We start from the raw sequence: 20,699 nt of genomic DNA, 5'->3' as shown, positions 1-20,699 counted from the left end.
ATGCAGACGTCTGACCGGGCTCGCACCGATACCGGGCAGGCAAAGATCGACGCGGAGCCGGCAGGGAATCCCCCTGCCGGCTTCCTCGCCGGATTGCGCCGCGCCGCCACGGGACTGTTCGCCTTTCCGGTCGCCGGACCGCTGGTGGCGCTGGTCCTGATCCTTATCGTCTTCTCGGTCACGACCTCGACCTTCCTGAATGCCGGCAATCTGTCGCTCATCTTCCAGCAATCCGTCGTCGTCGGAACGCTGGCGCTCGGGCAGACGCTGATCATCCTCGTCTCGGGCATCGACCTCGCCAATGGCGCGATCATGGTGCTGGGCATGGTGGTCGCGGGCAGCATCGCCGCCAATGGCGATCCGATGCTCGGCATGCTGGTTGGCCTCGCCGTCTGCATCGTCGCCGCCTCGATCAACGGCCTGATCATCACGCGCTTCCGCCTGCCGCCCTTCATCGCGACGCTCGGCCTGTTCACCATCCTGACGGCCGCGGCGCGGCTCTATACCCAGTCGCGCAGCTATCCGATCAACTCGGACCTAATGACCATTCTCGGCGAGGGCCCGTCCTTCGGCCTCGTCACCATCACCTATGGCAGCATGCTCTGGATCGTGCTGACGCTGGTGCTCGCCTATGCGCTGAACCAAACCGCCTGGGGCGTGCGCGTCTATGCGATCGGCAATTCGCCCGCCGCCGCGCGCCTCAACGGCGTCAACGTCAATGGCGTGATCTTCAGCGTCTATGCGCTCGCCGGCGTCTTCTATGCCTTCGCCGGCTGGCAGGCACTGGGCCGTACGCCGATCGCCGACCCGAGCGGCTACCAGATCGCCAACCTCGACAGCATCACCGCGGTCGTCATCGGCGGCACAAGCCTGTTCGGCGGACGCGGCGGCGTCGCCGGAACCTTCATCGGCGCGCTGATCGTCGTGGTGCTGAAGAACGGCCTGACCCAGGCCGGCATCGACTCGCTCTACCAGCAGATCGCCACCGGCTTCCTCGTCATCCTCGCCGTCGGCGCCGATCAGTATCTGGGCCGGGGACAGCGCGCATGACGACCCAGCCCCTTCCGTCGCTCGCCATGCAGGCCATGGGCCTGACCAAGCGCTATGGCCATGTCGTCGCCCTCGACGGCGCCGATTTCGAGCTGGCAAAGGGCGAGATCCTCGCGGTCGTCGGCGACAATGGCGCCGGCAAGTCGAGCCTGATCAAGGTGCTGACCGGGGCGACGATCCCCGATTCCGGCACCGTGTTCGTCGACGGCGCCGAGGTTCACTTCAAAAACCCGCTCAGCGCGCGCCTCGCCGGCATCGAGACCGTCTACCAGGAACTCGCGGTGGCGACCCAGCTCAACATCGCGCAGAACCTGTTCCTCGGCCGCGAGCTGCGCAAGCCCGGCCTGCGCGGGCAGATCTTCCGCCAGCTCGACAAGTCGCGCATGCGCCAGCAGGCGGCCGACCACATGAAGAACCTCGGCATCCGCATCCAGTCGATCAACCAGAAGGTCGAGACCCTTTCTGGCGGCCAGCGCCAGGCCGTCGCGGTCGCCCGTGCCGCTGCCTGGGGCAAGCGCGTCGTCATCCTCGACGAGCCGACCGCGGCGCTCGGCGTGCGCGAGACCAACCAGGTGCTGAACCTGATCACCCGTGTGCGCGACCAGGGACTTTCCGTCGTGCTGATCAGCCATTCCATGCCCGACGTGTTCCAGATCGCCGACCGGATCCATATCCATCGGCTCGGCCGCCGCGCCGTCGTCGTCAGCCCGAAGACCACCTCGATGAGCGACGTGGTCGGCGTCATGACCGGCGCGCTGCCGGCCGATGCCGTCCAGTCGAGCCTGATCGCCACCAACCCGCCGCTTGAGACGGCCCGCCCCTAATTCACGAAGAGAGAGTCATACCCATGTCGATCCTGGACAAGTTCTCGATGCGGGGCAAAGTCTCCGTCGTCACCGGCGGCAATCGCGGCATCGGCAAGGCGATCGCCGTCGGGCTCGCCGAAGCCGGTTCGTCGATCGTCATCGCGGCGCGCGACGAAGCCAAGAGCGAGGAAACGCTGGCCGAGCTGAAGAAGCTCGGCGTACCCGCCATCGCCGTGAAGACCGACGTCGCCAACCGGGACGACCTCGAAGCCATGGTCGAGACCGTGGCGAAGGAGCTCGGCCCGATCGACGTGCTGGTCAACAATGCCGGCATCGGCTTCCATGCCAATGCGCTGACGCTCTCCGACGACGAATGGCAGCGCCTGTTCTCGATCAATCTCGACGCTGTCTGGAAGGCGAGCCAGGTGGTCGGCAACCAGATGGTCAAGCGCGGCTCCGGCTCGATCATCAATATCGGCTCGATCTCCGGCCTGATCATCAACCGCCCGCAATGGCATTCGCCCTACGGCATCTCCAAGGCCGCCGTGCATCACCTGACCAAGTCGCTGGCAGCCGAATGGGCGCAGTCGGGCGTGCGCGTCAACGCGATCGCGCCGGGCTATGTGAAGACCGAGATCGCCAGCACCGAATATGAGGACTACGCGCACTACTGGCGCGACGAGGTGCCGATGCAGCGTTATGCGACGCCGGAGGAAATCGCGCCGATCGCGCTGCTGCTCGCGAGCGAAGCGTCGTCTTTCGTGACCGGATCGGTGTTCGTCGTCGACGGCGGCTATACACTCTGGTAGCCGACGAATCGGCCGGTTCGGTCGCCCGGAGCGTGCGTTTGCAACAGGGCGCTCGCGGCCGGGCCAGGCCTGGTTCGGCAGAAAGAGCGACATTTCGTGCAGAACGATCCGGATAGAAGCGACATTGCGGCGGCGGCCAGCGGGGCCCCTCTCCTGTCCCTGATCGCCTCGGGCCGGGCGCAGTCCCGCGCCGAGCTGATCGACCGCACCGGACTCTCCCGCACCACCGTCACCCAGCGCCTCAACGCGCTGATCGCGGCCGGCCTGGTCGACGAGGCGCCGAAGACCCTGCCGAGCGGCGGCCGGCCAACCCGGGTGCTGGAAATGAACACCGGCTTCGGCGTCATCCTGGTCGCCGATGTCGGCGAGAGCATCCTCCGCACCGCCGTCACCACGCTGGAACCGGCGATCCTGGCCGAATCCACCTGCACGATCGACCTGAGCGACGGGCCGCTGCCCGTGCTGGAGCGGATCGCCGGGCAGTTTCTCTCCCTGCTCGACGGCATCGGCCGGCCGCGCAGCGACCTGCTGGCCGCCGGGCTCTGCCTGCCGGCACCGGTCGATTTCGGCGCCGGGCGCGTCTTCGGCCCTTCGATCCTGACCGGCTGGGACAATTTCGACATCCGCTCCTGGCTGGGCGACGCGATCGGCGCGCCGGTCGTGGTCGAGAACGACGTGAACCTGATGACGCTGTCGGAATCGCGCCGCTTCTGGCCCGAGGTCGAGCAGCTGCTGTTCATCAAGGCCGGCACCGGCATCGGCAGCGGCATCATCGCCGATGGCCGGCTCTATCGCGGCGCACAGGGAGCGGCCGGCGACATCGGCCACATCCAGCTCAATTCCGCTGACCCGCCGCTCTGCCGATGCGGCAAGCTGGGCTGCGTCGAGGCGCGGGCCGCCGGCTGGGCGCTCGCCCGCGACCTGCGTGCCAAGGGATTTGAGGCCGAGAACGCGCGCGACATCGTCGCCCTCGTCCACGCGAACCAGCCCGAGGCGATCCGCTGCGTGCGCGAGGCGGGCCGCGTGCTGGGCGAAGTGACGGCGGACGTCGTCAGCGTGCTCAACCCCAGCACGATCGTGATCGGCGGCACGCTTTCCGGCGCAGCAGACCATCTTCTGTCCGGCGTGCGCCAGTTGGTCTTCGAACGCTCTTTGCCGCTCGCCACGCGCGAACTGCAGATCGTGCGGGCGAAATCGGACGGCAATGGCGGCATTCTCGGCGCCGCGCAGCTGGCGATCGACACCATTCTCCGGCCCGAGACGATCGAGGGCGTGATCGTCAAGCACGCCCGCTTCGCCCGTCGATAGAGGCGATCGGTCGGGAGTGCCGGACGATCAGGCGCCGGCGGCCGGCATCACCGCGGCCATCCGCTCCAGGCAGCGCGACTGGTCCAGGGGCCGGCCCAGATCCTCGTAGCGGGCGGCGGCCTCCGCGAAGGCGGCGAGCGCCCGCACCTTGTTGGATTGCGCCTGCCGCTGGATGCCGCGCGCCTCCCACAGGGCGGCTGCCCACGGCCCGCCCTGCCACATGCCGGCGATGCGCTCGGCCTCGTTGAGGCGGCGATCGACCTGTTCCATCTCCCCGGCCTGGGTCAGCGCCACCGCCGAGGCGATGCGAAGGCCCATCGAACAGGGCTGGCAGGCGCCCGGCGTCAGCAGGCGGTCGCCGGTCAGGATCGCTTCCTCGACCTTCCCCGGCGTCGTCGCCGCCCGCACCGCCAGCGCCTGCAGGCGAAGCAGCAGATGGTTGGACAGCCAGGATTGCGTCGCGTCGCCCAGCGCCCGCTGGACCAGCCGGCTCGCCTGCCATTTCTGGCCACGCGCCAGCGCGATCTCGGCCAGGCGCTCCAGGACGAGGACCCGGCCCGACAGGGCATTGGCGCCGGCATGCAGGCGCTCGGCCTCGTTCAGATGCGTCTCTGCTTCGTCGAGATCGCCGGCGCAGCGGGCAATCTCGCCCAGGATCAGCCCGGCCAAGGCGCGGCCGGCGGCCGAGTCGGCATCCTCCGCGACGCACATCAGCTCCTGCGCCGATTGAGCGATCGCGGCGTGGCCCTTGGCGTCGCACAGGCAGAATTCGGCGAGGCACAGATGCCCATCGAAGACGGAGGGCACGAAATCGTCGCGGCTGCGCACCCATTCGGTGAATTCGCTGCGGAACAGTTCCGGCCAGCGGCCCTGCATGTGCGCGGTCAGTCCCAGCACGGCACCCGCCTCGCCGACCTCGCGGGCCAGCCCGCCATCCAGCGCCTGCGCGCGGGTTTCGCGCGCCAGCTCGGCCGCCTTGTCGAACTCGCCGCTCTGCAGATGCACCAGCGCCCAGGCGAGCGAAGCGCGGATGCGTTCCGCGGGCGATGCCGGCTCGGCGCCGGATAGCGCCAGCGCCCGCTCATAGAGCTCGATCGAGGCCTTGCTCGGGCCAACGCCCAGCTCGGCATGCAGCCGCTCGCGCAGCTGGTCGAACTGGCGGATCGCCTCGCCGCGATTGCCGGCGTCGAGCGCCGCCTGCATCAGCGCGCGCTGGGCCTCTTCATCGGTCGGGTCGAGCGCGATCAAGCGGCGCCAGAGCCGGCCCTTGCGCAGCACGGCGGCATAGAGTTGCTGCAATCGCTCGCGCGGGGCGTCCAGCCATTCGAGGAAGCGATCGTCGGGCAGCAGCACGCCGCCATAGAGATCGGCCGCCGCCTCGCATTCCGCCGGATCGCCGCTCCGCAGCGCCTGCTTCGCCGCCACCTCGAAACGCTCCATGTCGGTCTCGAGCTGCACCTCATCGGCAAAGGCGACGATCTCGCGGGTCACCGTGATCAGATCCTGCGTGCCCATGGCGCGGCGAGCAAAATGGATCGCCTTGCGCAGATTGGCGCCGGCCAGCTCGACGTCCTGGTCGGGCCAGAACGCCTCCATGATCTGCTCGCGATGGATACGGTGCTGCGGCGACACGGCCAGCAGCTTGATCAGGGCCGCCGCGCGATCCCGCTTCCAGGCGATCGATGGCACCTCTTCGCCATCAAGGCGGACGCCGAAGCGCCCCAGTAATTGAATGAAAAGCCGCACCCTGCATCCCCAGCCAGCCATAGATCCGGCGCCCCAGAGACTCGCCGCAACGCTTTTTACGTCGGGGAACGCTCGCGGAACAGCGCATTCATATCCTGCGCTCCTCGACACGTTCAACCAGGAAGGGAAACATCATGTCGCTTCGCATCAACGACCTCGCCCCGGACTTCACCGCCGAGACGACCCAGGGCCCGATCTCGTTTCACGAGTGGCTGGGCAAGGATTGGGGCATCCTGTTCTCGCACCCCAAGGACTACACGCCGGTCTGCACCACGGAGCTCGGCTACATGGCGCGGCTGAAGCCGGAATTCGACAAGCGCGGCGTCAAGATCATCGGGCTCAGCGTCGACCCCGTCGACAAGCACGCCGGCTGGGCCAGGGATATCGCCGAGACGCAGGGCATGGCCCCGAACTTCCCGATGATCGGCGATCCGACGCTCGCAGTCTCCAAGGCCTATGACATGCTGCCCGCCGCCGCCGGCGACACGTCGGACGGCCGCACCGCCGCCGACAACCAGACCGTCCGCAACGTCTACGTCATCGGGCCGGACAAGAAGATCAAGCTCGTGATCTCCTATCCGATGACCACCGGCCGCAACTTCGACGAGGTGCTCCGCGTCGTCGACTCGCTGCAGCTGACGGCCAAGCATCGCCTTGCCACACCGGTCAACTGGAAGCCGGGCGACGACGTGATCATCGCCGGCTCGGTCTCCAACGACGAGGCGAAGCAGCTTTATCCGCAGGGCTGGAAGGAGCCGAAGCCCTATATCCGCATCGTGCCGCAGCCCGTCCTGACCTAGGCGAACAAGGCGGGGACGGTTCGCCCGTCCCCGCCGCCCCTTTGCCAAGCCGGATGCCACAGGAAATCGCGGACATGATAGACTGTCGCCGCGTCCCGGCGTTCGGCGGAACATTCCCAACCGATGGAGCGGACCATGATCTTCCGGCAGCTGTTCGATAGCGTTTCCGGCACCTACACCTATCTGCTCGCCAGCCGGCCGGGCGGCGAAGCCCTGATCATCGATCCGGTGCTGGAAAAGGTCGATCGCTACCTGCAGCTGGTGCGCGAGCTCGACCTGAAGCTGGTCAAGGCGGTCGATACCCACCTGCACGCCGACCACATCACCGGCCTCGGCGCGCTGCGCGACCATACCCAGTGCATCACCGTCATGGGCGAGCAGACCAAGGCCGACGTCGTCGCCATGCGCGTCTCGGAGGGCGACCGGGTCACCATCGAGGGCCTGAGCCTCGATGTCCTCTACACGCCGGGCCACACCGACGATTCCTATTCCTATGTGATGGGCGGAAGGGTCTTCACCGGCGACACGCTGCTGATCCGCGGCACCGGACGCACCGATTTCCAGAACGGCGATCCCCGCGCGCAGTACGACTCGATCTTCAATAAGCTGCTGCGCCTGCCGGACGAGACGCTGCTCTACCCGGCGCATGACTATAAGGGCGACACGGTCTCCACCATCGGCGAGGAAAAGCGCTTCAACCCGCGTCTGCGGGTGAAGTCGATCGACGAATATGTCCAGTTGATGAACAGCCTGAACCTGCCCAACCCGAAGATGATGGACGTAGCCGTGCCGGCCAATGTCCATATCGGCCTTCACCAGGACGAGATCGCCCGCAAGGGCTGGGCCGTGTCGGCGACGCAGGCGCTCGACCTGCGCGGCCGCACCGACGTGACGCTGGTCGACCTGCGCGAGAAGAGCGAGCGCGAGCGCCACGGCGTCATTCCCGGCTCGATCCATGCGCCCTACCCGGCCCTGCAGGAAAACCTCGACGCCGGAGGCCTGCTGCATGCGCTGGCCGTCTCCGCCGGCAAGCGGATCGTATTCTACTGCGCCTTCGGCGAACGCTCGGCCATGGCGGTGCAGGCGGCCCAGGATACCGGGCTGAAGACGGCCTGCCACATCGAGGGCGGCATCGACGCCTGGAAGAAGGCCGGCGGCCCCGTCGCGTCCTGAGGCGCGTGGGCGCACACCGCATTTAGCAAAAATCGGGACGGGGGTTTTCCCCGTTCGTGTGAGCCCTAAGTCCCCTTCGGCGGCGCCTGGGGATCGGGACCCTTGCCGCTGCATTGACCAGCCATGTTCCCTCCCCGGCGGCGCTCTGTCCCGAGGCGGGCTCATACTCAAGTATGATTGGGACAACCCTACATAGAATGGTTCACGGGCGGGGTGTGTCCCATGCTGTCCCTGTCATCATCACCCAGCCGGCAGCGAGCCGGTTCCCAGAGATCCCAGCGGAGAGAGATCCATGAGCACGTTCCAGGTCAAAGACGGCACCACCATCTCCTACAAGGACTGGGGCACCGGCCAGCCCATCCTGTTCTCGCATGGCTGGCCGCTGGCCGGCGACGCCTGGGCGCCGCAGATGCTGTTCTTCGGCTCGCAGGGCTTTCGCGTCATCGCCCATGACCGTCGCGGCCATGGCCTCTCCGACCAGCCCTGGGACGGCAACAACATGGACCAGTATGCCGACGACCTGGCCGAACTGATCGAGGCGCTCGACCTGCGCGACGTCGTGCTGGTCGGACATTCGACCGGCGGCGGCGAGATCGCGCATTATGTCGGCCGACATGGCACCAGCCGCGTCGCCAAGATGGTGCTCGTCGGCGCCGTCCCGCCGCTGATGCTGAAGACCGAGGCCAACCCGGAAGGCACGCCGCTCGAAGCGTTCGACGGCATCCGCAAGGGTACCGCCGGCGACCGCTCGCAGTTCTTCAAGGACTTGTCGATGCCGTTCTACGGCTTCAACAAGGAAGGCGCCAAGGTCAATGAAGGCCTGCGCGAGAACTTCTGGCGGCTCGGCATGATGGGCAGCATCAAGGGCGAATATGACTGCATCCGCGAGTTCTCCGAGGTCGACTACACCGAGGACCTGAAGAAGATCGACAAGCCGACGCTGGTCATCCATGGCGATGCCGACCAGATCGTGCCGATCGCGGCCGCCGGCCTGAAGACCGCCAAGATCGTCAAGGGCGCCGAGCTCAAGGTCTATCCGGGCGCGCCGCATGGCCTCGCCGAGACCGAGGCCGACAGGTTCAACGCCGACGTCCTGGCCTTCATCCGCGCCTAGGCCAGGCCTTGAGGGCGCCGCGTCCCCCCGCGCGGCGCCCTCGTCTCTTCCCGTCCTTTTGCCAACCGCCCACCTGGAGATGAACCATGTCGATGCAGTGCCATCACGTTGACACCATCCGGACCGTCACCCCCGGCAGCAAGGGTTGCGAGGAGTGCCTGAAGATCGGCCAGGAATGGGTGCATCTGCGGCTTTGCCGGCAATGCGGCCATGTCGGCTGCTGCGACGACTCGCCCGGCCGCCACGCGACGGCGCATTTCCACGCCACCCGCCACCCGATCATCGAAGGCTACGATCCGCCGGAAGGCTGGGGCTGGTGCTATGTCGACGAGGTCATGGTGACGCTGCCCAACCAGACCCCGCAGGTCGGGCCGATCCCGCGCTATTACTGACGCCGGCTTCCGGCGCCTTTTCCCTGCAATCCGGCGCGAAACAGCGCCCTCGCCTCATGAGGATGCCATGGCCAGCTTGCGGGATGCGCAAATGTTTCCGGTGCTCTCGCCGGCGCAGGTGGCGATGGCAAAACGCTTCGCCAGCACGCTGGTGCCGCGTTTCGCCGCGGGGGCGCCCATCTTCGCCATCGGGGCGCACAACGTCCCGACCTGGCTTGTTCTCGAAGGCTCGCTCGAAGTCTTCAGCCGCTCCGGATTTTCCGGCGACACCGTCATCACGACGCATGAGGCCGGCCAGTTCTCCGGCGAGATCAGCCAGCTTGCCGGCCGGCCTGCGCTGGCCGGCGGCCGCGCCGGTCCCGAGGGCTGCCTCGCCATCCCCTTCGACGCCGCGCATCTGCGCGCGCTGGTGATCGGCTCCGCCGAGATCGGCGAGATCATCATGCGGGCCTTCATCCTGCGCCGTGTTGCCCTGATCGACGCCGGCAGCGGCGGCCCCGTGCTGATCGGCGCGCCGGACGCGCCCGAGATCGTCCACCTGCGCGGCTTCCTTACCCGCAACGGCTATCCCCATGTCGTGCTCGACGCGTCGCTCGATGCGGAAGGCCGCGCGCTGGTCGAACATCTGGGCGTGCAGCCCTCCGAACTGCCCCTGATGGTCTGCCCGGCGGGCACGGTGCTTCGCCGTCCCAGCGATATCGAGGTTGGGCTCTGCCTCGGCATCACGCCCGCGCTCGATCCCGCAAAACTCTATGACGTCGCGATCGTCGGCGCCGGTCCGTCCGGCCTCGCCGCCGCCGTCTATGCCGCCTCCGAAGGCTTGAGCGTCCTCGTGCTCGACGAGCGCGCCATCGGCGGACAGGCCGGCGCTTCGGCGCGGATCGAGAACTATCTCGGCTTTCCCGCCGGCATATCCGGCCAGGCGCTGGCCAGCAGCGCCTTCGACCAGGCGCTCAAGTTCGGCGCTGAGATCGCCGTCCCGCTCGCCGTCGCAAGGCTCGATTGCCCGGATCCCTCGGATATCGGCACGGCGCCCCTGCGGCTGACGCTGACCGATGGCCGCGAGATCCAGGCCCATACGGTCGTCATCGCTTCGGGCGCGCGCTACCGCCGCCCGGCCATTGCCAACCTCTCCGATTTCGAGGGCGCCGGCGTCGCCTACTGGGCCTCGCCGATCGAGGCCAAGCTCTGCGAGGGCGAGGAGATCGCCCTGGTGGGCGGCGGCAATTCGGCCGGACAGGCCGTTGCCTTCCTGGCGCCAGGCGTAAAACGCCTGCACCTGATCGTCCGCCGCGACGGCCTTGAAGCGACCATGTCGCGCTATCTCATCGACCGCATCGCCGCGCTGCCGAATGTCGAACTGCACGCGGAATGCGAGATCACCGAGCTGGATGGCGACCGGGAATCCGGTCTGACGGCGGCAGTGATCCATAATCGCCTGACCGGCACCTATGACCGCCGCCCGCTGCGGCATCTGTTCCTGTTCATCGGCGCGGATCCGAACGCGGCCTGGATCGAGGACTGCGTCGAGCGCGACGGGCATGGCTTCGTTCGGACCGGCGCCGATGTCGGCACCCGGCAGACCGCGCCCGACCGCACGGCCTATCCGCTGGAAACCAGCCTGCCGGGCGTGTTCGCGATCGGCGATGTCCGCTCGGGCTCGACCAAGCGCATCGCAGCAGCGGTTGGCGAGGGCGCGGCCGTGGTGGCGCAGATCCATGCCGTGCTGGCAGCCAAGGCCCAGCGCACCGGAACGGCCTGAGGGTCACGCAGCGCGCGTCAGTCCTGACACAACCCCCGCAAACGAAAAGGCCCGCGACATGCGGGCCTTTTCGTTTGCGGGGGTTGTGTCAGGCGACCAGCGCCATCTCGATGCAATCGATCAGCGCCTGGCCTTCAAAGGGCTTGCCGAGGAAGCCGATCGCGCCGGCGGCCATGACGCGGTCGCGGATGCGATCATCCGGGAAGGCGGTGATGAAGATCACCGGCGTGGTGTCGCCGCGCTCGCGCAGGATCTGCGACAGCTCGACGCCGCCGATACCGTCCATCTGGACATCGGTGATCAGGCAGTCGATCGGCTGGACGCCAAGCGCCGCCAGATAGTCCTCGGCCGAGGGAAAGGTGGTCGCCTTCATGCCGAGCGAGCGGACAAGGCTCTCGGTGGCGACACGGACGGACGCATCATCGTCGACGATGGCTATGGATTTTACCTGAGACACTGCGGTTCCTTCGGGAGCGGCACACGCCCCATGCGCCCGGTTTCATGCTTCCAAAATGCACCCTGCAGCGTCGGATTGGAATCATACTGAAGTTTAGCCGGGCTGGTTTTCGAGCCCGGGCTGGAGCGCCTGATACATCTTCACCAGCTCGGCCAGCGAGCGCGCCGCCATCTTCTCCATGACATGGCCGCGATGGATCTTGACCGTGATCTCGCTGACGCCGAGCTTGCCCGCGACCTGCTTGTTCATCAGCCCTGTGGTGACCAGCGCCAGCACCTCGCGCTCGCGCGCCGTCAGCGTGCCGTAGCGCTGCCGGAGCGTGGAAAGCTGCGCGTCGCTGGCGCGGCGCAATCTGTCATTCGCAAGGGCGCTCGAGACGGCGTCGAGCATGTCCTGGTCGCGAAACGGCTTGATCAGGAAGTCGAGCGCGCCAGCCTTCATCGCCCGCACCGACATCGGCACGTCGCCATGGCCGGTCATGAAGACGATCGGGATGTTGTTGCCGAGCTTGGCCAACTGGCTCTGGAAATCGAGGCCGCTGACGCCCGGAAGTCGGATGTCGAGCACCAGGCAGCTTTCACTGTCGACCACGCCGCGAGCCAGGAACTCGGCCGGCGAGCCGAACAGCTCGACGCGCATGCCGACCGAGCGGAACAGGCTGCCCAGCGCCTCGCGCAGCGATGCGTCGTCATCGACGACGAAGACCAGGGGAGCGATATCGGCCATTACGCGGCCTCCTTGTCGGCGGGAAGGCTGAATTCGAAGCTGGCGCCGCCAGACGCCGGCGAACTGGCGCGCAGGCGTCCGCCATGCGCCTCGACGATCGAGCGGCAAATCGAAAGGCCCATGCCCATCCCCTCCGGCTTGGTGGTGAAGAAGGCGGCGAAGAGGCGCGCCTCGTCGGCGGGCTCGAAGCCCGGTCCGGTGTCGGTGATCTCCAGCACGACGCCGTCTTCGCCCGCCCGGGAGAGGATGGCAAGCTGGCGGTAGCCGACCGGCATGGCGCCCATCGCCTGGATGGCATTGACGATCAGGTTGATGATCACCTGCTGCAACTGCACACGGTCACCCGAAATCCGGCCGAGCCCGTCAGCCAGCGACAGCCGCAACGCGACATGCTGGGACGCGATCTCGCGCTGGACCAGGGTGAGCGTATCCTGCACGAGCTCGTTGATGTCGACGGAGGTCGGCTGCGGCGTGGCCTTGCTGGAAAGCGCGCGCAGCCGCTTGATGACCTCGCTGGCGCGCCGCGCATCGGCGATCATCCGCTCGATCGAGGCAGAGACCTCGCCGAGATCCGGCTCCGGCCGCCGCAGCCAGCGCAGCCCCGCCTCGCCATTGGTGACGACGCCGGCAAGCGGCTGGTTGACCTCATGCGCGATCGACACGGTCAATTCGCCGAGCGTCGCGACGCGGGAGACATGCGCCAGTTCCGCCTGCGCCTGGTGCAGGCCGTTCTCCGCCTCCAGGCGCGCCGTGACGTCCATGATGCTGACCAGCACGACGTCGAGCGCGCGCCGATCGGTGGGCATCGCCACCGTGTAGAGGACGTTCAGGCGCTTGCCGTCGATCGCCTCCATGACGCCCTCGGACTCGAAATTGGTCCGGCCGTTCCAGATCGCGTCGAGCATTCGCAGGATCGACGGCTCCATCTCCTTGGGCGTCAGGTCCGGCAGCCTCTCGCGAAAGGCTTCGAGATTTGGCGCCTTGAAGGTGGAGAAGGTGGTGTCGTTGGCATTGACCAGCTTCATCAGGCCGAGCGCTTCGCGAACGAAGTTCGGATCGTCCCGGACGATGTCGTCGATGCTGCGCGCGCCATCGGAGCGCATGGAATCGAGCCGCGCCTTGAGTGCGGAGAAATCCATTTCCAGAATGGCAACGCCTGTCGAGCGGAAGATGGTGCGATAGCGCCGCTCGCTTTCGCCGATGATGGCGATCGTCGCGGCGAGCCGCAGCGCCAGTATGGTGGTAATGACGATGGCTGCGAGGCTGACAAGGGCTCGGGCAACCGCGCCCGACTCCATCCCAGCGCCATGGGTCACGACGAAGCTGATCAGCGTCAAAAGAATGCAGATCGCCGCCACCGCCAGCGTGCCGCGCCGGCCCGTGAAATTGAGCGACAGCAGCACCACGGCGACATAGAGCACCGCGATCGCCACATCGAACTGCGTCAGCGTGTCGAACAGGAAAATCGCCGCGGCGAGGACGATCGCAGCGATAAGCGAATAGCGTGACATGAGTCCCCCGACCGGTAGTTGCGGCATGGCAATATCAGATCCGCGCGCCGTCATGCAGGAAACTCGCCATGACGGGTCGCCTGACCCAGCACCACCGCAATACCGATCACGATCGCGACTGCGAAAACAAGACAGCCGAGCCCGACCGCCTTGAAAGCGAGGCCGCCGACCGCCACGCCCACCAGAAAGCCCAGCATGACAAGCCCTGTATCGGCCATTCCCGGCGCCACGCGGCGGCGCATCAGGCTGTCGGCCAGGTCGATCGACAATTGCGTGGTGTTGGTGGTCATGACGTTGCTGGATCCATAGCCCGGCAGCAGCAGATGCGCGGCCGCGCTCTGCACGCCCATGGCACTCAAGCCAAACAGGGCGGCCAGGGTCAACAGCCCGGCCGGACTGCCCATCACACCGTAAAGAGCCAGCACGCTCAGCAGCGCCGCCTCGATGCAGAGCGCGGTGACCAGCGCCTGGCGGGCCCCGCTGCCATAGGCGCGAACGACGACGGTCGTCGCCATGCCGGCGAGCAGGAACACCGGGATAGCCAGAACCTTCAGGACAAAGCCGGCATTGCCCTGGACGAGTTCGGAGCCGGCGACGACGAAGCTGCCGGTGACCTGGGCGACGAACAGCCCTGAGAACGCCAGGAACGTGCAGGCATCGACGAAGCCGGCCACGAAGGCCAGCGTGGTCGGCAGGGCGTGCCCCGGTTTGAAGGCCGGCACAGACACGGCCGGCAGCGCCATCTTCGACGTCATCTGCTTCTCGCTTTCCCGGCTTGCGTGAACGGCCTCCGGCGCGCTTCGCGTCGAGGAGGCAAGCGCCCTGGCTGGGACGGGCGCGGCGCGGACCTTAGCCGGGGCGGTCGCCGGCCGTCGCTTATACGCAGGTATGAACCAACCGAAACCACCATCCGATATTGCCGGAGGGAGGCTCCGGTCTAGATTTGCTCATCGACCGACCGGCCCAGGAGGGGGAGCAATCATGACAACGGAAACCAGATCCCGACACACGATTTCGCTGGCGGGCCAGAAGCCCCGCTTCGAGGGCCCGAGAGGCTCCATCACCCACATGGATGTGACGGACCTGCCGATCCTGCGCCGGCTTTCCATCCGGCGGCTGCTGCTGGCGCCGCTCGGCCTGCGCGAACCGCACTGGCACGCCAATGCCCATGAATTGGGCTACTGCGTGCATGGCGAAGCGCTGATCACCATCGCCGGCAACCACGCCGAGCGCGAGAGCTTCGTGGTCCAGGCCGGCGAGATGTTCTTCGTCCCCTCCGGCGCCATGCACAGCATCGAGAATATCGGCACCGGGCCGGCCGAGTTCGTGCTCGCCTTCTCGCATGAGAAGCCCGAGGATTTCGGCATCAAGGCGGCCTTCGGGGCGATGTCCGACGCCGTGCTGGGCAACACCTACGACCTGCCCGCCGCCGCCTTCACGCCGTTCGACCGGCAGGTCGCGGGAAGCGAGATCCTCGAACTCCCCGCCCATCGGGCGATCGAGGACGAAGCCCGCCACGTCAATCCCTACAAGTATAGTGTCGAGGCCACGCCGCCGCAGATCGACTATCCGGCCGGCAACGCCCACACCACCAAGGCAGCCCTCTGGCCGGCGCTGCGCGATATCGCAATGTTCTCGGTGACGATCACCCAGCAGGGCATGCGCGAGCCGCACTGGCACCCGGAAACGGCGGAGATGGGCTATGTGCTCACCGGCCAGGCGCGGATGACGATCCTCAATCCCGACGGCCAGACCGACACTTACCTGATCGGTCCCGGCGACGCCTATTTCATTCCCGCCGCCTATCCGCACCACATCGAGAATGTCGGCGAGGGCAATGTGCACCTCCTGATCTTTTTCGATCAGGTCTCGCCCGGTGACGTCGGTTATCGCTCGCTGATCAACGTCTATCCGCGCGCCGTGCTGGCCGCCGCCTTCGGCATTCCCGAGGCCGAGTTGCCGGAATTCCCCTTCACGGAAATCGACCCGCTGCTGGTGCCGCGGCCCAACCCGCTCGACCCCGTCCTCTGAAACCTCCCCTGCCCCAACCGACCTTCAACCCAAGGAAATCCGCTATGACCACCCGCAACGCCCTCCGTACCCCGACCGATCTCGGCGAGAATGCCACCAAGGACATCTCGGCCGCCCTGTCGGGCCTGCTGGCCGATACCTTCGCGCTTTACCTCAAGACCAAGAACTTCCATTGGCACATGTCGGGGCCGCACTTCCGCGACTATCACCTGATGCTCGACGACCAGGGCGACCAGATCTTCGCGATGACCGATGCGATCGCCGAGCGCGCCCGCAAGCTGGGCGGCACGACGATCCGCTCGATCGGCCATATCGCCCGCCTGCAGCGCATTCCCGACAATGACGCCGAGTTCGTCACACCTGAGGACATGATCGCGGAACTGGCAAGCGACAACCGCGAGCTGGTCGGCTTCCTGCGCTCGACCCATGCAACGGCCGAGGAACATAACGACGTCGCCACCACCAGCCTGATCGAAGTCTGGATCGACGAAACCGAGCGCCGCAGCTGGTTCCTGTTCGAGATCACCCGCAACGTCTGATCGGCTGCCTCCAAAAAGCAGAAAGCGCGCCCGGCCTCCCCACGGGCGCGCTTTTCTTTTTAGCGCATCGTCGGCATCACGAAGTCGGCGCCGGCGCGGATGCCGGTAGGCCAGCGGCTGGTGATGGTCTTGAGCTTCGTATAGAAGCGCACGCCCTCCGGCCCGTGCATGTGATGATCGCCGAACAGTGACGCCTTCCAGCCGCCGAAGGAATGGAACGCCATCGGCACGGGGATCGGCACGTTGATGCCGATCATGCCGACCTGGATCTGGTGCGCGAACTCGCGCGCGGCGTCGCCGTCGCGGGTGAAGATCGCGGTGCCGTTGCCGAACTCGTGCTCGTTGATCCACTTGGCGGCCGTCGCATAATCGGGCGCGCGGGCCACGGCCAGCACCGGCCCGAAAATCTCTTCCTTGTAGATCTTCATGTCGGTGGTGACGTTGTCGAACAGCGTCCCGCCGATGAAATAGCCGTCCTCATAGCCCTGGCGCTTGAAATCGCGGCCATCCACGACGAGCGTGGCGCCTTCGGCGACGCCGGCATCGACATAGCCGCGCACCTTGGCGAGATGCTGGGAGGTGACCAGCGGCCCCATCTCGGCCTCGGGATCGGTGCCCGGCCCGATATTGAGCGCGCGCACCTTGGGCTCCAGCTTGGCCATCAGCGCGTCGGCCGTCTTCTCGCCGATCGGCACCGCCACCGAGATTGCCATGCAGCGCTCACCGGCGGAGCCATAGGCCGCCCCCATCAGTGCATCGACCGCCTGGTCGAGATCGGCGTCCGGCATGATGATCATGTGGTTCTTGGCGCCGCCCAGCGCCTGGCAGCGCTTTCCGGTCCGCGCCGCCGTCTCATAGATGTAGCGCGCGATCGGGGTCGAGCCGACGAAGCTCACCGCCGAGATGTCCGGGTCGAACAGGATGGCGTCGACCGCCTCCTTGTCGCCGTGCACAACGCTGAAAACGCCGTCCGGCAGGCCCGCTTCCTTCAGCCATTCGGCGACCAACAGCGAGGCCGAGGGGTCCCGCTCCGACGGCTTCAGGATGAAGCAGTTGCCGCAGGCGAGCGCGACCGGGAACATCCACATCGGCACCATGGCCGGGAAGTTGAACGGCGTGATGCCGGCGACGATGCCGAGCGGCTGGCGCAGCGAATGGCTATCGACGCGGGTGCCGACATTCTCGGTGACCTCACCCTTCAGCAACTGGGGCGCCGAGGTCGCGAACTCCACCACCTCCATGCCGCGCTGGATCTCGCCCTTGGCGTCGGACAGCACCTTGCCATGCTCGGCGGTGATGACGGCCGCGAGCTCGTCGGTGCGGTCTTCGAGGATGCGCAGGAACTTGTTGAGGATGCGCGCGCGGCGAAGCGGCGTGGTCGCGACCCAGCCGGGCAGCGCCTTGCGCGCCCCGGCGACCGCCTCGCGCACCTCGTCGGCCGAGGCGAGCGGCACCAGGCCCGTCTGCTCGCCGGTCGCCGGATTATAGACGGGGGCCGTGCGGCCGCTGCGCCCGGCGACAAGGCCGCCGCCGATGAAATGGGAAATCTGGTTCGGCATGTCGCCCTCCACGAGCCGGGTTTCGATCTGGGGCTTATGAACCTCGCAGAATTGCACAGCAATCGCGACAATTGCAGTTCCGTTGTGCGGAAATTATAGTCCTGATATGGATTGGGATCGCATTCGCATCTTCCTCGCCGTCGCGCGCACCGGCCAGCTGGCCGGCGCCGCCAGGCGCCTTGGCCTCAACCACGCGACGGTCGGCCGCCAGCTGACGGCGCTGGAGGAAGAGCTTTCGACCAAGCTGGTCGAGCGGCAGACCAATGGCTGTGTCCTGACGCCGGCCGGCGAGGCACTGCTTTCGACGGCAGAACGGGTCGAATCCGAATTCCTGCAGCTCGAGGCCGAACTTTCCGGCACGGCGGAGGCGATCAGCGGCGCGGTCCGCGTCGGCGCGCCGGACGGGCTCGGCAATTATTTCCTCGCCGGGGCGCTGGGCGGCATGGCGGCGCGCTATCCCGACCTCGTGATCCAGCTGGTGCCGCTGCCTCGAACCTTCTCGCTGTCCCGCCGCGAAGCCGACATCGTCATCACGCTCGACCGGCCCAAGCAGGGACGCATGCTGGTGCAGAAGCTGACCGACTACACGCTCAGCGTCTACGCCTCGGAGCGCTACCTGGCCGAGACGGGGCCGATCGAACAGGAGGCCGATCTCGCCGGCCGGCTGTTCGTCACGCATGTCGAGGACTTCGTCTATAGCCGCGCGCTCGACTATGCCGACCGGCTCGGCCAGCTGATGCATCGCCGCTTCGAATGCGGCAGCGTGATGGGCCAGATGGAGGCGGTACGCGCCGGCCATGGCATCGGCATCCTGCACGATTACGCCGCGCAGCGCTTCCCGGAGCTGAAGCGCCTGCTGCCGGAGATCCGCTTCACCCGCAATTACTGGCTGATATCGCACCCCGACACGCACCGGCTGCGCCGGGTCGCCGAGGTGCAACGCCACATCGTCGCCAGCGTCCGCGCCGCACGCCGCGAATTCGAGGCGGCGTAAGCCCGTTTCAGGCGGGGCGCCAGTCGATGGCGAGTTCCTCGCGAAACGCGAAGCGCACGAGGTGGCGCACCACGACATCCTGCAATTGCGGCATCTCACTACCGTCCGGCGCGGCCAGCGTCAGGGTCAGCACGCCGTCTGCCGCGGCCAGCTGGCAGGTGCCGATCGAGAAATCGATCTGCCCCGCCGTCTCGTCGAAGGTGACGGGAAGCTTATGCGCGAAGTGCTTGCAGAGCTGCTGCAGGTAGCGGCTCGCATGCTCCGTCGCCACGGTGGCGACGGCGGTCTGCGGGTTCGGACTGGTATCGGCCATCAGCTGCGCTCCACCGTCTGGGCGGCCGCGTCGAGGGCGGCGGCGATGGCTTCGGCGGCGGCGGCGTCGATCGAGCCGCGCTGGATGCGAAGCCGCAGGGCGAGCTTGAGGTTTTCCATGGCGCGGATCATCGGCGCGGGAACCGCCTCGCTCCCTTCCCGGCCGACCGGACCGACGCGGGCCAGGAGCTCATCCGCCGCGGCGCGATTGGCCGCGAGGAAGGCCTCGCCCTCGGCGGTAATGCGATAGCGCTTGCGGCCGGCCTCGACCGGTTCAATCGCGGCATAGCCCATGTCGTCGAGCCAGGCGAGCGTCGGATAGATCACGCCGGGGCTGGGCGTATAGCTGCCGCCGAAGCGTTCCTCGATCGCCTTGATCAGCTCGTAGCCATGCCAGGGCCTCTCGGCGATCATCGCCAGCAGCAGCAGGCGCAGCTCGCCATAATCGAACAGGCGGCCACCGCCATGGCGCCCGCCGCCGCGGCCATGCGGGCCGCGACGACCGTGATCCGAATGCGGATGGAAGTGGGGGTGAAAGCGGTGATGCCCCGAGAAATCCTCATGGGCGGCGAAGGGACGGCCGTGGCCGTCATGGGTGTGTCTGTGTTTCATGAAGCCGATATAGATCTCGATATATCTCAAATCAAGATATATCGAGAAATATCTCGCTTGTATCGAAACTGCTTTCGAGGCCCTTGCCTTTTTGACTGGCGGATGCACCGTGCGATTGCACAAATCAAAGTCTGGTCGGACCAATTCCAAGCTGCCATGATCTCAAGCGAGCGCCACCGCGCTCCGAAAGATCGAATGGAAGCATGACGGCAGACATCAACAGCCAGGATATCGACACCGGTCTGACCGGACGCGGTTCCAGCGACCCATCCACCCCGAATGCCAGCCTGGCGCAACTTGCGGTCGTCAAGCTGCGCAAGATGATCGAGGATGGCGAACTGGTCGCCGGCGAGGCGCTGGTGGCGCAGCGCCAGCTGGCGCGCGAGCTCAATGTCAGCCGCGCCACCTTGCGCGAGGCGCTGTCGATCCTGGCGACCGTCGGGCTGGTTTCGATCGAACCCGGGCGCGGCACCTTCGTGCGCGACCCCCATGCGGTGGCGGAATCCGGCTCGGCGATGTCGTGGCGCTTCTCCGCCCGCTACAGCCCGGCCGAGGTCTACCAGGTGCGCTATATCGCTGAGAGCCAGGCGGCGCAGTTGGCAGCGATGACGCTGACCGCGCCGGAAATCGGCCTGCTCAAGGACAATCTGCAGGCCTTCCGCACGGCGGCGCGGCTGTTCGACGTCGACGCCTTCGCGCAGGTCGATTTCGAATTCCACGCCATGATCATGCGCTTCTCGCGCAACCGGCTGCTGTCGGACATCCATCACAGCTATGCCAGCGTGCTGATCGAGAGCACGCGGCTGCCGATCACCCGCGAAAAGCTCTGGGATCCCGTCGCCGAGCACGAGCGCGTGGTCGAGGCGCTGGTGATGAACGATCCCGAGGGCGCGGGCTACTATATGCGACGCCATCTGAGCCGCACGGCTCATCGCGTCGGCATCTCCATCGTTGAACTGGTCTGAAAGCGGGCGGCACGCCGCCCCGATGTTAAGCGG

21 protein-coding genes are annotated in these 20,699 nt (G+C 66.9%); 13 read left to right on the top strand and 8 right to left on the bottom strand.

The window, feature by feature from the left end; translation table 11 throughout:
* The 4 genes from ACHMWQ_RS09545 (at position 1) to ACHMWQ_RS09530 (ending at position 3,973) form a co-directional block, all read left to right on the top strand.
* A complete protein-coding gene (locus ACHMWQ_RS09545; RefSeq protein ID WP_396307284.1) occupies positions 1-1,050 on the top strand; it encodes an ABC transporter permease in 1,050 nt (349 codons plus the stop codon).
* On the top strand, positions 1,047-1,874 hold the full coding sequence (locus ACHMWQ_RS09540) for an ATP-binding cassette domain-containing protein (RefSeq protein WP_396307283.1): 828 nt from the start codon (positions 1,047-1,049) through the stop codon (positions 1,872-1,874). Before ACHMWQ_RS09545 ends, ACHMWQ_RS09540 begins: the two co-directional genes overlap by 4 nt.
* 23 nt (positions 1,875-1,897) lie before the next feature.
* Positions 1,898-2,665 (top strand): SDR family NAD(P)-dependent oxidoreductase, encoded by a 768-nt coding sequence (locus ACHMWQ_RS09535; RefSeq protein WP_396307282.1) that lies wholly within the window; start codon positions 1,898-1,900, stop codon positions 2,663-2,665.
* 96 nt (positions 2,666-2,761) lie between these two features.
* Positions 2,762-3,973 carry an ROK family protein gene (locus tag ACHMWQ_RS09530; protein ID WP_396307281.1) on the top strand — a complete coding sequence of 404 codons (1,212 nt, stop codon included), beginning with the start codon at positions 2,762-2,764 and terminating at the stop codon, positions 3,971-3,973.
* 27 nt (positions 3,974-4,000) lie between these two features.
* On the opposite strand, the gene ACHMWQ_RS09525 is transcribed toward ACHMWQ_RS09530, so the two are convergent.
* Positions 4,001-5,719 carry a BTAD domain-containing putative transcriptional regulator gene (locus ACHMWQ_RS09525; RefSeq protein ID WP_396307280.1) on the bottom strand — a complete coding sequence of 573 codons (1,719 nt, stop codon included), beginning with the start codon at positions 5,717-5,719 and terminating at the stop codon, positions 4,001-4,003.
* A 134-nt stretch (positions 5,720-5,853) separates the two neighbouring features.
* On the opposite strand from ACHMWQ_RS09525, the gene ACHMWQ_RS09520 reads away from it, so the two are divergent.
* The 5 genes from ACHMWQ_RS09520 to ACHMWQ_RS09500 all read left to right on the top strand — a co-directional run bounded on the left by ACHMWQ_RS09520 (position 5,854) and on the right by ACHMWQ_RS09500 (position 10,960).
* Positions 5,854-6,519, top strand: coding sequence for a peroxiredoxin (locus ACHMWQ_RS09520; protein WP_396307279.1), 666 nt, complete (start codon positions 5,854-5,856; stop codon positions 6,517-6,519).
* 135 nt (positions 6,520-6,654) lie between these two features.
* Positions 6,655-7,692: an MBL fold metallo-hydrolase gene (locus ACHMWQ_RS09515; RefSeq protein WP_396307278.1), complete on the top strand. Its 1,038-nt coding sequence runs from the start codon at positions 6,655-6,657 to the stop codon at positions 7,690-7,692.
* 292 nt (positions 7,693-7,984) lie between these two features.
* Positions 7,985-8,806 carry an alpha/beta fold hydrolase gene (locus ACHMWQ_RS09510; protein WP_396307277.1) on the top strand — a complete coding sequence of 274 codons (822 nt, stop codon included), beginning with the start codon at positions 7,985-7,987 and terminating at the stop codon, positions 8,804-8,806.
* 86 nt (positions 8,807-8,892) lie between these two features.
* On the top strand, positions 8,893-9,198 hold the full coding sequence (locus tag ACHMWQ_RS09505; RefSeq protein ID WP_396307276.1) for a UBP-type zinc finger domain-containing protein: 306 nt from the start codon (positions 8,893-8,895) through the stop codon (positions 9,196-9,198).
* A gap of 67 nt (positions 9,199-9,265) precedes the next feature.
* Positions 9,266-10,960: an FAD-dependent oxidoreductase gene (locus ACHMWQ_RS09500; protein WP_396307275.1), complete on the top strand. Its 1,695-nt coding sequence runs from the start codon at positions 9,266-9,268 to the stop codon at positions 10,958-10,960.
* 88 nt (positions 10,961-11,048) lie between these two features.
* Here ACHMWQ_RS09500 and ACHMWQ_RS09495 read toward each other — a convergent pair whose 3' ends face one another.
* The 4 genes from ACHMWQ_RS09495 to ACHMWQ_RS09480 all read right to left on the bottom strand — a co-directional run bounded on the left by ACHMWQ_RS09495 (position 11,049) and on the right by ACHMWQ_RS09480 (position 14,409).
* The gene (locus tag ACHMWQ_RS09495; RefSeq protein ID WP_354552587.1) at positions 11,049-11,417 is read right to left on the bottom strand and encodes a response regulator; all 369 of its coding nucleotides are present in this window, start codon (positions 11,415-11,417) and stop codon (positions 11,049-11,051) included.
* Positions 11,418-11,510: 93 nt separating this feature from the next.
* The gene (locus ACHMWQ_RS09490; RefSeq protein WP_396307274.1) at positions 11,511-12,143 is read right to left on the bottom strand and encodes a response regulator transcription factor; all 633 of its coding nucleotides are present in this window, start codon (positions 12,141-12,143) and stop codon (positions 11,511-11,513) included.
* On the bottom strand, positions 12,143-13,654 hold the full coding sequence (locus ACHMWQ_RS09485; RefSeq protein ID WP_396307273.1) for a sensor histidine kinase: 1,512 nt from the start codon (positions 13,652-13,654) through the stop codon (positions 12,143-12,145). Before ACHMWQ_RS09485 ends, ACHMWQ_RS09490 begins: the two co-directional genes overlap by 1 nt.
* Positions 13,655-13,704: 50 nt before the next feature.
* Positions 13,705-14,409, bottom strand: coding sequence for a YoaK family protein (locus ACHMWQ_RS09480; protein ID WP_396307272.1), 705 nt, complete (start codon positions 14,407-14,409; stop codon positions 13,705-13,707).
* A 226-nt stretch (positions 14,410-14,635) separates the two neighbouring features.
* On the opposite strand from ACHMWQ_RS09480, the gene ACHMWQ_RS09475 reads away from it, so the two are divergent.
* Complete coding sequence (locus ACHMWQ_RS09475; protein ID WP_396307271.1) at positions 14,636-15,685, top strand: cupin domain-containing protein; 1,050 nt, start codon at positions 14,636-14,638, stop codon at positions 15,683-15,685.
* Between the two features lie 44 nt (positions 15,686-15,729).
* Positions 15,730-16,224, top strand: coding sequence for a DNA starvation/stationary phase protection protein (locus ACHMWQ_RS09470; protein ID WP_354552579.1), 495 nt, complete (start codon positions 15,730-15,732; stop codon positions 16,222-16,224).
* A gap of 59 nt (positions 16,225-16,283) precedes the next feature.
* Here the strand turns inward: ACHMWQ_RS09470 and ACHMWQ_RS09465 are convergent, their stop codons facing one another.
* Entirely contained in the window at positions 16,284-17,783 is a 1,500-nt protein-coding gene (locus tag ACHMWQ_RS09465) for a CoA-acylating methylmalonate-semialdehyde dehydrogenase (RefSeq protein ID WP_396307270.1), read from the bottom strand.
* Between the two features lie 106 nt (positions 17,784-17,889).
* On the opposite strand from ACHMWQ_RS09465, the gene ACHMWQ_RS09460 reads away from it, so the two are divergent.
* A complete protein-coding gene (locus tag ACHMWQ_RS09460; protein WP_396307269.1) occupies positions 17,890-18,777 on the top strand; it encodes a LysR family transcriptional regulator in 888 nt (295 codons plus the stop codon).
* A gap of 7 nt (positions 18,778-18,784) precedes the next feature.
* Here the strand turns inward: ACHMWQ_RS09460 and ACHMWQ_RS09455 are convergent, their stop codons facing one another.
* Together ACHMWQ_RS09455 and ACHMWQ_RS09450 are read right to left on the bottom strand one after the other, a co-directional pair.
* Entirely contained in the window at positions 18,785-19,090 is a 306-nt protein-coding gene (locus tag ACHMWQ_RS09455) for a DUF2218 domain-containing protein (RefSeq protein WP_396307268.1), read from the bottom strand.
* On the bottom strand, positions 19,090-19,701 hold the full coding sequence (locus tag ACHMWQ_RS09450; RefSeq protein WP_354552574.1) for a PadR family transcriptional regulator: 612 nt from the start codon (positions 19,699-19,701) through the stop codon (positions 19,090-19,092). The genes ACHMWQ_RS09455 and ACHMWQ_RS09450 overlap by 1 nt, the downstream gene beginning before the upstream one ends.
* Positions 19,702-19,904: 203 nt before the next feature.
* On the opposite strand from ACHMWQ_RS09450, the gene ACHMWQ_RS09445 reads away from it, so the two are divergent.
* Complete coding sequence (locus tag ACHMWQ_RS09445; protein ID WP_354552572.1) at positions 19,905-20,666, top strand: FadR/GntR family transcriptional regulator; 762 nt, start codon at positions 19,905-19,907, stop codon at positions 20,664-20,666.
* The last annotated feature ends 33 nt before the right edge of the window (positions 20,667-20,699 follow it).

The organism is Kaistia sp. UC242_56 (assembly GCF_044452255.1).
GTDB lineage: Bacteria > Pseudomonadota > Alphaproteobacteria > Rhizobiales > Kaistiaceae > Kaistia > Kaistia defluvii_A.
This window is presented reverse-complemented; position numbering and strand designations above follow the sequence as displayed.

Bases quoted from the DNA above. Each gene is read 5' to 3' on its own strand.
- ACHMWQ_RS09545 (WP_396307284.1), top strand. From the start codon at position 1: ATGCAGACGTCTGACCGGGCTCGCACCGATACCGGGCAGGCAAAGATC.
- ACHMWQ_RS09540 (WP_396307283.1), top strand. From the start codon at position 1,047: ATGACGACCCAGCCCCTTCCGTCGCTCGCCATGCAGGCCATGGGCCTG.
- ACHMWQ_RS09535 (WP_396307282.1), top strand. From the start codon at position 1,898: ATGTCGATCCTGGACAAGTTCTCGATGCGGGGCAAAGTCTCCGTCGTC.
- ACHMWQ_RS09520 (WP_396307279.1), top strand. From the start codon at position 5,854: ATGTCGCTTCGCATCAACGACCTCGCCCCGGACTTCACCGCCGAGACG.
- ACHMWQ_RS09515 (WP_396307278.1), top strand. From the start codon at position 6,655: ATGATCTTCCGGCAGCTGTTCGATAGCGTTTCCGGCACCTACACCTAT.
- ACHMWQ_RS09510 (WP_396307277.1), top strand. From the start codon at position 7,985: ATGAGCACGTTCCAGGTCAAAGACGGCACCACCATCTCCTACAAGGAC.
- ACHMWQ_RS09505 (WP_396307276.1), top strand. From the start codon at position 8,893: ATGTCGATGCAGTGCCATCACGTTGACACCATCCGGACCGTCACCCCC.
- ACHMWQ_RS09500 (WP_396307275.1), top strand. From the start codon at position 9,266: ATGGCCAGCTTGCGGGATGCGCAAATGTTTCCGGTGCTCTCGCCGGCG.
- ACHMWQ_RS09490 (WP_396307274.1), bottom strand. From the start codon at position 12,143: ATGGCCGATATCGCTCCCCTGGTCTTCGTCGTCGATGACGACGCATCG.
- ACHMWQ_RS09485 (WP_396307273.1), bottom strand. From the start codon at position 13,654: ATGTCACGCTATTCGCTTATCGCTGCGATCGTCCTCGCCGCGGCGATT.
- ACHMWQ_RS09480 (WP_396307272.1), bottom strand. From the start codon at position 14,409: ATGACGTCGAAGATGGCGCTGCCGGCCGTGTCTGTGCCGGCCTTCAAA.
- ACHMWQ_RS09475 (WP_396307271.1), top strand. From the start codon at position 14,636: ATGACAACGGAAACCAGATCCCGACACACGATTTCGCTGGCGGGCCAG.
- ACHMWQ_RS09470 (WP_354552579.1), top strand. From the start codon at position 15,730: ATGACCACCCGCAACGCCCTCCGTACCCCGACCGATCTCGGCGAGAAT.
- ACHMWQ_RS09465 (WP_396307270.1), bottom strand. From the start codon at position 17,783: ATGCCGAACCAGATTTCCCATTTCATCGGCGGCGGCCTTGTCGCCGGG.
- ACHMWQ_RS09460 (WP_396307269.1), top strand. From the start codon at position 17,890: ATGGATTGGGATCGCATTCGCATCTTCCTCGCCGTCGCGCGCACCGGC.
- ACHMWQ_RS09455 (WP_396307268.1), bottom strand. From the start codon at position 19,090: ATGGCCGATACCAGTCCGAACCCGCAGACCGCCGTCGCCACCGTGGCG.
- ACHMWQ_RS09450 (WP_354552574.1), bottom strand. From the start codon at position 19,701: ATGAAACACAGACACACCCATGACGGCCACGGCCGTCCCTTCGCCGCC.
- ACHMWQ_RS09445 (WP_354552572.1), top strand. From the start codon at position 19,905: ATGACGGCAGACATCAACAGCCAGGATATCGACACCGGTCTGACCGGA.